Raw genomic sequence first — 10,122 nt, 5'->3', positions numbered from 1 at the left:
TCCGTAAAACTGCTCTTTGCACTTGGTCAAACTGCCGGCAGGAGCGGGATTATGAGGATTGCGGTCTCTTTTATCTGTTAAATAAATGCTCTTTTCGGAGCTGGTAAGATTATAAACTTCCTTTGCGGGGTTGGGGGTCTCTTCCCCACGGTCCTCCCAGCCGCCTGCGTTTACTTTTGACTGCAACCCGGTATTACTCTCTTGTCACTTAACCACAACATTTTTTATATTTCTTACCACTGCCACAAGGGCAGGGTTCATTTCTGCCGGGCTTTTTATTTTTCCTGACTGTCTGCGGAGCATCGGAATCGCTCCTGTTATAGAAAACCGGTTGCCGTTTTTGGATACTTGAGCGTTCTATTTCCTCCTCAGAGTGTACCTTTATATGGAAAAGCCGCGTTAGAAATTCGTTTGTCACTCTGAATGTCAAATCTGAAAACATTTCGAAGGCTTCTTTTTTATATTCCACGAGAGGGTCCTTTTGCCCGTAACCGCGAAGTCCGATTCCCTCCTTAAGATGGTCCATTGCAAGTAAATGGTCTTTCCACTGCGTGTCAAGAAGCTGGAGAAGGGTAACTTTTTCAAAATACCGCAGGACATGGTCTCCCATCTCTCCCTCCTTGTTTTTGTACAACTGCTTTAAAACCTCGTTAATCTTTTCTTTTAACGTATTTATGTGTTTAACATCTTCAATCCGGCGCTTTAACTCTTTTTGTTGGATTCCAAATATACCAAACATCGAATCAAGCAAACTGTCCATATCCCAGTTTTCCGTATAAGTATCTTCAGGGCAGGAGCGCTCCAGAATGTCCAGAGCGGTATCCTCAATCATTTCGGTTATTTGCTCTTGTAATGACTCAGCGGCGAGAATTTCCCGTCTGAAAGAATAAATCTCCGTTCGCTGCTTGTTCATAACGTCGTCATACTCAAGGAGGTGCTTTCTGATATCAAAGTTGTGGGCTTCCACCTTTTTCTGGGCATTAGCGATAGCGCGTGAAACCATCTTGTTTTCTATAGGCACATCCTCTTCCATGCCAAGGCGTCCCATAAGTCCGGATATTCTGTCAGAGCCGAATATCCTCATAAGGTCATCCTCAAGGGAGAGGAAAAACCTGGAGGTTCCAGGGTCGCCCTGTCTGCCGGAGCGTCCCCGCAACTGGTTATCAATACGTCGTGCCTCGTGGCGCTCTGTGCCCAGAATAAACAGTCCACCGGCCTCTATAACTTTTACCTTATCAGCGGCACAAATTTCCTCCGCTTTTGAGAGAGCTGTTTTCCAATCCTCATCGGTGTAGTCCTTATTCTCTTTAAGCATATCGTGAGCCAGGCCCTTGGGGTTTCCGCCAAGCACAATGTCAGTGCCGCGGCCGGCCATGTTGGTCGCTATGGTTACAGCACCGCTTCTGCCCGCTTGTGCCACGATTTCCGCCTCTTTTTCGTGGTACTTGGCATTTAGCACACTATGGGGGATGCCGGCCTTCTTAAGTTCTTTTGACAAAATCTCGGATTTATCTATTGATATGGTGCCGACCAGCACAGGCTGTGCCTTACTGTTACACTCCCGGATAGTCTCTATAACGGCTTTAAATTTAGCCTGCTCGTTTTTGTATATTGAATCCGGCAAATCAGCCCTGTTCATCGGCCTGTTTGTTGGAATTACCATAACGTCAAGGTTATATATTTTTCCGAACTCCTCAGCCTCTGTATCGGCAGTTCCCGTCATACCGGCAAGTTTGTTGTACATCCTAAAGAAATTCTGAAAAGTAATGGTGGCCAGAGTTTGGTTTTCACTTTCTATTTTTACACACTCTTTGGCCTCTATCGCCTGATGAAGGCCGTCAGACCACCGCCTGCCGGGCATCAAACGCCCGGTAAACTCATCTACAATTATCACCTCGCCATCTGTCACCACATAATCAGTGTCTCTTTTGTAGAGATTGTGGGCCTTAAGCCCCTGCAGCACGTGATGCACGAGTTCTATGTTTATTGGATCAAAGAGGTTATCCACACCAAGCATCCTCTCGGCATGCACTGCCCCATCTTCAGTTAAAATTGCATTCTTTGTTTTCTCATCTATGGTGTAATCAACGTCTTTTATTAGTCTTGGAATTGTTTTGTTTATTTTATAGTACTTATCTGTTGATTCCTCAGACGGGCCTGATATGATTAGTGGAGTACGTGCCTCATCAATTAAAATACTATCCACCTCATCCACAATGGCAAAGTTCAGCTCCCGCTGAGAAAACTCCGATAGGTCGTACTTCATGTTGTCTCTAAGGTAATCAAAACCGTACTCATTATTTGTGCCGTAGGTAATGTCCGCCCTGTACGCTTCCTGCCTTGAGCAGGGATTCAAAAAGTCAAGATTTTCATATTCGGACTTATACGTTGGATCGTAGAGAAAAGAGTCATCATTTTGTATAGTTCCCACGGAAAGTCCCAGGAAGTTATAAATCGGCCCCATCCACTGGGTATCACGCCTAGCCAGGTAATCATTGACGGTTACCACATGCACCCCCCTGCCATCCAGCGCATTAAGATACACCGGCAGCGTTGCCACAAGGGTTTTACCCTCACCGGTTTTCATCTCGGATATTTTACCCTGATGGAGCACTATGCCACCGATTAACTGCATGTCAAAGTGGCGCATCGAAAGTATCCGCTTTGATACTTCTCGCACTACAGCAAAGGCTTCCACTAAAATATCGTCCAGTGTTTCGCCGTTTAAAAGGCGAGACCTGAACTCTCCGGTTTTCTCTTTTAGCTGTGAATCAGTGAGTTTTGATATTACAGCCTCCTGTTCATTTATAAGCTCTACCAGAGGCCCCATTTTTTTTAGCTCTCGCTCATTCTTAGTGCCAAATAGCTTTTTTAATACATAACCTATCATTTTATTTGCCTTCTTTTACTTATCTTTTTCTCTGTAAGAAACCTAGTATTATATCATAATTAATGTATTTTTTCGATATATTTATTAAACTTTCTGTGTCTTTTTTATTTATAAACGGAACTGTGCCAATTATCGGTGTCTTTGACAATTCTGCAATTACGCCCGGGTTTGTCCTGTGAGCCAAACTATCAGTGTCGCTTGTGTGGTTTATAATAATACCTGCTGTATTAATTTTTCTGTATTTCAAAAAATCAATCGTAAGAAGAGTGTGGTTTATTGCGCCCAGTCTGTTTTCAGCTACCACTATCACAGGTAAACTCAACTCCAGTATAAGGTCGGCAATAAGAAAATTCTTTTTAAGCGGTGCCATCACACCTCCAACTCCTTCAACCAACAGGACGGTGGATTTATCAACATTGGTAAGAGCCGTGATGAGTTTTTTTAACGGGATGTCCTTTTTTTCAATTTCCGAGGCCGCCATCGGACAGAGTGGTTCCTTAAACCTGACAGACGTAATGTCATCTATGCTGTCATTAAGGCGGAGAACATCCTTATAAAAACCTCCATCCTCAGGAATTAACAGTCCTTGCTCTAATCTGCATCCGGTTTCAATGGGTTTTCTTACGGTAACATTAAAACTTCTGTCCATTAGGCCGAGGGCAATAATTGCCGTTATCACGGTTTTCCCTGCTCCGGTATCTGTGCCTGTTATAAAGAAACCGTTCACGGTCTGCTATCCAGAGTAAAAATCTGTCCTGTAAGTCTTGTGGTTTTTAAAATTGTAGCTATGAACATGGCCGCCTCCTCAGGGCTGGAAAGAGTGCCCAGTGCGCTTTCCTGCCGGGCCCTTTTCATTGCAGTCTTATTAGCCGTGCCCATAGTGGTATTAAGGTAGCCGGGAAGGACGGTGTTGACTTTTATGTTATACGGTGAGAGCTCCATAGCCAGTGTGTGGGAAAGCCCGATAAGTGCCGCCTTTGATGCACTATAGGCGCACTGACCGGCAACGCCCCTTATAGCGGACCTTGATGAAATATTAATGATATGGGGATTTTCCGATTTTTTTAACAATTCAATCATCTCTCTGATAACATTAAAAGTTGCAGTTAAATTCACTGCAATGACCTCATCCCATTTGCTCTCGGAGTAATTTACAATAAGGCCGTCAAGAGATATTCCGGCGGAGTTTATAAGGTAATCGAGTTTTTCGAAATTTTCACTTATGTAACCGGCAACCTTTTCTATTTCCGATTTGTGTCTAATATCGGTTTTAATGGGGTGCATGGTTTTGTCATAGCCGTCAATTGTAATCTTACTACTGTTATAAACAGCGATAACCTCAGCGGAGTCCTTTAAAAGTGATAAAACAATTGCTTTTCCAAGGCCGCCTGATGCGCCGGTGACAAGAGCTATGGGCATTTACTATGATTTTATCAAATCGGATGTGTTTGTTACAAGAAGCTGGAATTTGGCGAGAGATTTTAAAGGGGAGTTCCACATTATCCACTCAGTTCAGCGTTTTTTCCGTATCCACCGCTCTCCAAAGTGCAGCACGGGATATCCTGTTAAATTTGTGCCAGCTCTGAGGACGTGAGTTTACTATTAGTGCTACCGCTATTCTATCCTCACGCCTTCCCACATAAGCCAGTGTTCCGGGAAGTGAACCGCTCCTGTACCATAAACTTTTACTCCCGACATCGCCTTCTACAACGTTCCAGCCCATGCCGAAATACTCATTCTTGTTTTTCCAGTAATCCAGTTCAGGGCGCCTCAACATCAGTTTCAGGGATGTCTGCGATATAGGAGAGACCGCCTCACCATCACCAGCCACCGTCACTATAAATCTCACCAGATCACTTGCCGATCCTATCCATGCGCCGTCGGCGCTATGAGTTTCAAGCGCAAACTCCGCCCCATACTCCTCTGACACCAATCCGTGCTCTCCCACAAAAATACTTGGCCGTAGCTTTTGTTCAGGATTTGAATAATACAACGTTTCACCCGCAGCCCTGTCTTTTCTTAACGTTTTGCCCAGACGCATGGCTGTTATCCCAATTGGATTAAAAATCTCCGATTTAACATATTTCTCGTATGGCTGCCCGGATACCTTCTCAACTATTTTGCCAAGGATTACATAACCTATGTTTGAATATGCATAATCGGTGCCTGGGTCAAAATCAAGATGTTTACCCATCCAATAGCGTAGTGTAGTGTCAATATCGGCAGGTGGAGCTTTTCCGGCCGCTTTGGCCGCAATTACAGCGTGTGGGTAATTTACAGGGTCCCCGCTTCTTTTTCTATTCCATCCCCCGGACATTTGCAACAGATGCTGTACTGTTATATCATAAATCCTTGGGTCAATGTCGCCGCCGTTTAGAGGGCTAACCCCGTCAAGAACCCTGAACACTTTGTCCTGTAAACTTAACTTACCTTCCTCACAGAGTTTCATCACAGCAACGGCTGTAACAGCCTTTGACACGCTTGCCACTCGAAATAATGTATTGGGCGTCACAGGCTCATGTGCCGCTTTGTCGGCATACCCAAAACCCTTTGAATATATTATTCTGCCGTTTTTAGCAATTGCCACCGAGGCCCCGGTAACATCATTTTTAGCCATCAATTGTGAAAACCATGTCTCATACCCCTCAAAGCCGACCACTGAGTTAATATCAATATTTTCAGCCGATGTTATCCTCTTTTTATTTTGATGCCTGCGCACGGGTTTTTTACCTTTCCTCGATTGCTTAGTCTTTTTGTGCTTTTCGGATGCATATAAAGCAGACGGTAAAAGTACAGTTGAAATAAAAATTGTTAAAAAAATAAATACAAAAATTGACTTATTTGTGTTCTTTTTCAACATGTCTCTGCGGCAGCCCCCATAAAAAAAGTTCCCTTTAATAATTAATATTTTTCATAAACTCAATCCAAATAGGCAGCGCCGCCTGAGAGCCGGTTTCCCTGTCTCCGATTGGTTTATGGTCATCCCTTCCAACCCATACTCCAACGGCCAGCCTTTCATCAAAACCCATAAACCACGCATCTGCATAACTATCCGTAGTGCCGGTTTTGCCATATACAGTTCTGTTTAACGACATGGCGGCACGCCCTGTGCCCTCAGTTATTACCGCTCTGAGGAGTTCTTTGAGGTCATTGCCCACTCCATCATCTATTACGTTTTTGTAGGAAATTTTCATTTCCTGAAGCGGTACTCCGTCTTTGTTGGTTATCTTTACTATGGAGTACGGACTGTAGCGGTTTCCGCTGCTAAATGCGGCATAGGCATATGTCAGCTCTAAGAGAGAGACGTCTGAGGCGCCGAGGGCTGATGGCATATAGGGCTGAACCTGATTCTTAAAGCCAAGCATTTTCGCCGTCTCTATAACTTTCTTAATGCCGACCTTATCGGCCAGATACACAGTAGCGGCATTTAGTGAGCGCGAGAGCGCAAAACGAAGGGTTACCTCTCCGTTGTACTCGTGGTTGTAGTTTTGCGGTACCCAGATGTCGGCCTTGCTGCTGCCGGTAAAACTAATTTCCTGATCAATAATGATGCTCTCAGGGGTGAATCCCTCGTTAAGTCCGGCCAGATAGACTATCGGCTTAAATGACGAACCGGGTTGCCTTACCGCCTGTGTTACCCTGTTAAACTGTGTTTCCCAGAAATCAGTACCACCAACCATAGCTTTAATAGCACCGGTCTTAGTGTCAACGGCCAAAAGAGCAGCCTGAATATTTTTGCGTTTTCGTTTGGCAAGATTGTTGACTCCAAATAAAACGGCTTTTTCAGCTATCTTTTGCATGTGATAGTCCAGTGTTGTATGAATCTTTATACCGGCGGTGTAGAGTTTTTCCCCATATTCGTCCTCAAGCTCATTTCTTATATAATCTATAAAGTAGGGGGCGTTGTACCGCCTTGTGTGAGCATTTACCGGAAGTGGAACCTTCATTGCCTTTTCACATTGTTTGTCTGTTATAGCACCGGTGACAAGCATCCGCTTAAGAACAAAGTTTCTCCGTTGCAGGGCTTTTTGTGGATTTTTAAATGGCGAGTAAGTTGTCGGCGCCTTGGGTATTGCAGCCAGAAGTGCAGCCTCGGCAATCGTTATATCTGATGTGGTCTTTCCAAAGTATGTATAAGAGGCCGCCTCTATGCCATAAGCCCGTGTGCCGAAATATGTCTGGTTTAAGTACAGGCCGATGATTTCATCCTTAGTGTAGTGGCGCTCTATTTGCACGGAAAGGGCTGCCTCCTTGAGCTTTCTCTCCAGTGACCTCTCAGGTTTCAGAAACAACATTTTAGCCAATTGCTGGGTTATTGTGCTGCCCCCCTGAACAAACCCCCCTGCCTTTATGTCCTCATACATTGCCCCGAAAATTCTGACAAAATCAATCCCTCTGTGCTTATAAAAGCGTGCGTCCTCTACCGCTATGAATGCCTTTTTTACGTGCTCCGGAATCTTATGATAGGGTACAAATGTACGTCTTTCTATGAAGAGCTCCGCCAGCAGCTCGTTATCCGCCGAGTAAACAAGAGAGGTTTGAAGCGGGGTATATTCCTCAAGCATCTTTATTTTAGGTAAATCGGAAAGCGTCCAGAACAAAAAACCCCCGCCAAAACCCAGTGACAGGGCTATAACCATAATAAGAAAACCTAAAACATAGGATAAAATTCCCCGTTTCTTTTTTGGCTTTACCGGCTCTTTTTGGGATGCCCGCCGTAGCCCTTTTTTCTCAACCATACGTGCCTGCTTCAAACTCCTCCTTAAAGAGTAACAACAAGCGGGTAAAAAAATCAAATACAGTTTGTTTAATGTTTTCAAGACGGCTGCTTGTTATGAGTCCCAACAATAGGTCGTAATACCAAGTTGCATTCATTCGATTAACTTTGTTGGCTTCGTCGAAAGCTCCTTGATGTACGAAAGAGTACGCCTGTGTCGCTTTCTCCTTGCCGCCTCGTTACTCTTTTGACTGCTACTTGGTATAAAACAGCTCCCCTTTGCTTATTAAAAAAAATCTTGACAAATACCGTACATATGTACTATAGTACAATTGTACGGTATATTTACCATGAGGTGACACCATGGCAACAGGTAATGACACTACGGCGGCAGGCGGCGGCAAAGAGCTGACGCACAGGCAGGGTGAAATCCTTGAGTTTATAAAGGAGCATGTTGCAACGATAGGGTATCCGCCGACCATAAGAGAGATATGCAGCCGTTTTGGGTTTTCAAGTCCCGACACTGCAAGGCATCACGTGGATGCCCTCAAAAGAAAGGGGTATTTAAGGCAGGAACCTCTTAAACAAAGGGCACTTGAGGTCTCAGGCATGAGGATGCCAAACATGCAGAGAATTCCACTCTTAGGAAATATTCGGGCAGGAACCCCGGGGCTTGCTGTTGAGGATGTGGCGGAGTATCTTGATGTGGATACAAGTCTATTTAATCTTACATCCGGTTTTGCCCTGAGGGTAAAAGGGGACAGTATGACGGAGGCCGGCATACTTGAGGGAGATATAGTGTTTGTTGACAAGGAGAGGGCTGTATCCAACGGTGATATCGGCATAGCTTTGATAGGGGATGAGGCTACAGTTAAGAGAATATACAGGGAGGACACAACCGTCCGGTTAGTGCCGGAAAATAAAAACATGGCGGCCATTGTCGTAGATGCTGCAGATGTGCTGATAATCGGCAAAGTGGCCGGTGTACTGAGGAGACTTTAATATAATGGAGCAAATAGGAGAGCGCATCACTGTACTTGCCTCCTTTGGCAGCGATACGAAACTTAAACCATTAAAGTTCAAGTGGTCAAACCGCACAGTCGTTATAAAAGAGATAACGTACTTTTGGCAGGACAGAGAGGGAGAGGCACGGGTTTATCATTTCTCTGTAACCGACGGAAGCGCCGTGTATGAGATAAGTTTCAACAGCTTGTCAATAGTGTGGGTTTTAGAGAGGCTTGAGGCTTGAGCACTATAATGCTTATAGATATGGATGCCTATTTTGCATCAATCGAACAGAAGTCCAATCCGCACCTCTGCGGCAAACCTATAGGGGTTATCGGCTCAGGGAAGAGAACAATAATAAGCACAGCCTCGTATGAAGCCAGAGCGCGCGGGGTTAAGACCGGCATGAATATCTATGAGGCCAGGAAAGCCTGCCCCGAAATTATCCTTGTTGTGGGCAATAGCAGAAAATACACTCACACTTGTGCCGGGCTTGCTAAAATCTATATGAAGTACACCCCCGATGTGGAGGTTTATTCAGTGGATGAGGCATTTTTGGATATAACCGGTACTGAGCATCTTTTTGGTGGAGCACTGAGGATAGGCAGGGAGATAAAATCAGAAATCAAACGGATTTTTGGGATAAATGCAACAATAGGGATAAGTTACAACAAGCTGATGGCAAAACTTGCTTCAGATTTATCAAAACCGGACGGACTCAAAATATTAAATAAAGAGGAAGCGGCGGCGGTGCTCTCAGAGCTTCCCACGCAGGAACTCTGGGGTATAGGCCGGCATACGGCGGAAAAATTAAGATCAACAGGGATAAACACATGCGGAGAGCTGGGGCGTGCCTCATTGTCAATGCTGAGGAGTCTGTTTGGTGTTACAGGGCTGCGCCTTAAGGCCATGGGGCAGGGCCTGGATGACTCTCCGGTCTCAGCACAGGGGCTCTACGACTCTGAGACAGTTAAATCCATAGGGCACAGCATGACCCTTCCCAAAGACGTCTGGAAAATGACTGACATCGAGACACATCTGCTAAGACTTTCCGAGATGGTGGGGAGACGGGCAAGAAAACACAAGTATGCAGGGAGCATCATTACCCTAACCATAAGGTATAAGAGTTTTGAGACTTGCACAAGACAAAAAAAACTGGGACTACCTACAAACGACACTCACGGAATATTTTCAACAGCCCTGGAGATAGTAAAGGGGCAGCGGCTTAAAGAGCCCGTACGTCTTCTTGGCGTGACCCTCTCGGGGCTTACAGAGGACGGAGGGCAGCTTTCACTGTTTGAGGAGATTAATAAAAGACGGGCTTTACTTAGTGCAGTGGACAGCATAAATGACAGATATGGGCGTTCCACCGTGGGCTGGGCCCTTTATGCGCTGATGGGAGAAAACGGCCCAGGTGTCATATCTCCTGCATGGAGACCACATGGCATACATAATACCAAGTAGCCTTCAATCGTCTAACTTTGCCGGCTTCGTCAAAAGCTCCGGGGCG

9 protein-coding genes are annotated in these 10,122 nt (G+C 45.2%); 3 read left to right on the top strand and 6 right to left on the bottom strand.

Annotated features, from left to right (window positions below; all coding sequences use genetic code 11):
• The 6 genes from H7844_04310 to H7844_04285 form a co-directional block, all read right to left on the bottom strand.
• A partial coding sequence (locus H7844_04310) for a hypothetical protein (GenBank protein MEO5356505.1) occupies positions 1-186 on the bottom strand: 186 nt, incomplete at its 3' end.
• A gap of 22 nt (positions 187-208) precedes the next feature.
• The gene (gene secA / locus H7844_04305; protein ID MEO5356504.1) at positions 209-2,890 is read right to left on the bottom strand and encodes a preprotein translocase subunit SecA; all 2,682 of its coding nucleotides are present in this window, start codon (positions 2,888-2,890) and stop codon (positions 209-211) included.
• Between the two features lie 19 nt (positions 2,891-2,909).
• Positions 2,910-3,617, bottom strand: coding sequence for a dethiobiotin synthase (gene bioD, locus H7844_04300; GenBank protein ID MEO5356503.1), 708 nt, complete (start codon positions 3,615-3,617; stop codon positions 2,910-2,912).
• A complete protein-coding gene (locus tag H7844_04295; GenBank protein ID MEO5356502.1) occupies positions 3,614-4,309 on the bottom strand; it encodes an SDR family oxidoreductase in 696 nt (231 codons plus the stop codon). Before H7844_04295 ends, bioD begins: the two co-directional genes overlap by 4 nt.
• 88 nt (positions 4,310-4,397) lie before the next feature.
• Complete coding sequence (locus H7844_04290; GenBank protein ID MEO5356501.1) at positions 4,398-5,750, bottom strand: beta-lactamase family protein; 1,353 nt, start codon at positions 5,748-5,750, stop codon at positions 4,398-4,400.
• Positions 5,751-5,784: 34 nt separating this feature from the next.
• Positions 5,785-7,629 carry a PBP1A family penicillin-binding protein gene (locus tag H7844_04285; protein ID MEO5356500.1) on the bottom strand — a complete coding sequence of 615 codons (1,845 nt, stop codon included), beginning with the start codon at positions 7,627-7,629 and terminating at the stop codon, positions 5,785-5,787.
• A 341-nt stretch (positions 7,630-7,970) separates the two neighbouring features.
• Here H7844_04285 and lexA point away from each other — a divergent pair, with 341 nt between their 5' ends.
• Genes lexA through dinB form a run of 3 tightly spaced genes read left to right on the top strand, consistent with a single transcriptional unit; the run spans position 7,971 to position 10,076 of the window.
• Complete coding sequence (gene lexA, locus H7844_04280) at positions 7,971-8,609, top strand: transcriptional repressor LexA (GenBank protein ID MEO5356499.1); 639 nt, start codon at positions 7,971-7,973, stop codon at positions 8,607-8,609.
• A 4-nt stretch (positions 8,610-8,613) separates the two neighbouring features.
• Positions 8,614-8,856, top strand: coding sequence for a hypothetical protein (locus tag H7844_04275; GenBank protein ID MEO5356498.1), 243 nt, complete (start codon positions 8,614-8,616; stop codon positions 8,854-8,856).
• Entirely contained in the window at positions 8,853-10,076 is a 1,224-nt protein-coding gene (gene dinB / locus H7844_04270) for a DNA polymerase IV (GenBank protein ID MEO5356497.1), read from the top strand. The genes H7844_04275 and dinB overlap by 4 nt, the downstream gene beginning before the upstream one ends.
• The last annotated feature ends 46 nt before the right edge of the window (positions 10,077-10,122 follow it).

The organism is Nitrospirae bacterium YQR-1 (assembly GCA_039908095.1).
Lineage (GTDB): Bacteria > Nitrospirota > Thermodesulfovibrionia > Thermodesulfovibrionales > Magnetobacteriaceae > Magnetomonas.
Note: the sequence above shows the minus strand (reverse complement) of the source record. Positions and strands in the feature narration are given on the sequence as shown.

What these genes read in the sequence shown, in the direction of transcription:
- H7844_04290 (MEO5356501.1), bottom strand. Translation starts at nt 5,750, where the DNA reads ATGTTGAAAAAGAACACAAATAAGTCAATTTTTGTATTTATTTTTTTA.
- secA (MEO5356504.1), bottom strand. Translation starts at nt 2,890, where the DNA reads ATGATAGGTTATGTATTAAAAAAGCTATTTGGCACTAAGAATGAGCGA.
- H7844_04275 (MEO5356498.1), top strand. Translation starts at nt 8,614, where the DNA reads ATGGAGCAAATAGGAGAGCGCATCACTGTACTTGCCTCCTTTGGCAGC.
- H7844_04285 (MEO5356500.1), bottom strand. Translation starts at nt 7,629, where the DNA reads ATGGTTGAGAAAAAAGGGCTACGGCGGGCATCCCAAAAAGAGCCGGTA.
- lexA (MEO5356499.1), top strand. Translation starts at nt 7,971, where the DNA reads ATGGCAACAGGTAATGACACTACGGCGGCAGGCGGCGGCAAAGAGCTG.
- H7844_04295 (MEO5356502.1), bottom strand. Translation starts at nt 4,309, where the DNA reads ATGCCCATAGCTCTTGTCACCGGCGCATCAGGCGGCCTTGGAAAAGCA.